This is a genomic window from Pseudoflavonifractor sp. 60 (assembly GCF_009911645.1).
Taxonomy (GTDB): domain Bacteria; phylum Bacillota; class Clostridia; order Oscillospirales; family Oscillospiraceae; genus Lawsonibacter.
The window spans coordinates 1-687 of record NZ_QWKI01000330.1 but is presented as its reverse complement, the minus strand read 5'-3'; the positions used below and the strand labels follow the sequence as shown (position 1 = coordinate 687).

Below are 687 nucleotides of genomic sequence, written 5' to 3'. Positions count from 1 at the left end.
TGCGCGCTTTCATCACCCGGAGCCTGGGGGAGATGGCCGCTCAGATTACCACGCTGACGGGCCGGGTGGAGGCGCTGGCCCAAAAAGTGGACGAGATATCCAACAAGGTCACCCAGCTGGACAGCCGGGTGACATCGTTAGGGGGTTGACACAATGGCAGACAGTAACATTGGCGCACTGCCCCAGGCGGAGCAGCTGGAGGACGACTCCCTTCTGGTGGCGGAGCAGCAGGGAAAAGCGGTGAAGGTCACCGGAGCCCAGTTCAAAGAGTTTGGCCGTCAGGCAGTGGTGGGACAGGTGCAAGGTTATGTGGACCAGGCCCAGGCAGCGGCAGCGGAGGCCGGCAATGCGGTGGAGTCGGTGACCGGCATGACGGTGTCGGCCCACTCCGGCGAGACGGCGAGCGTCAGCAAGAGCATCCGGGAAGGCAAAGTACATCTTGCGTTCGGCCTGCCCCGTGGGGAGCAGGGGGTGCCTGGTCCAGAGGGCCCTGCGGGGCCCAGAGGCGCCCGTGGAGAGACGGGCAAGGGGCTGACCATCCTGGGGTACTTCGACAGTCTGGGAGTCCTGGAGGCGGCTGTGACGGCCCCGGAGCCTGGGGACGCCTACGGGGTGGGGACCGAGGCCCCCTTCGATATCTTCGTCTTTGACGGCGTATCGGGGACCTGGAAGAACAACGGCCCCCTA

At 65.5% G+C, this 687-nt stretch carries 1 pseudogene; it reads left to right on the top strand.

Annotated features, from left to right (window positions below):
• Positions 1-153 precede the first annotated feature (153 nt).
• Positions 154-687: pseudogene (locus D1646_RS22215) on the top strand (hypothetical protein); the annotation flags it as partial.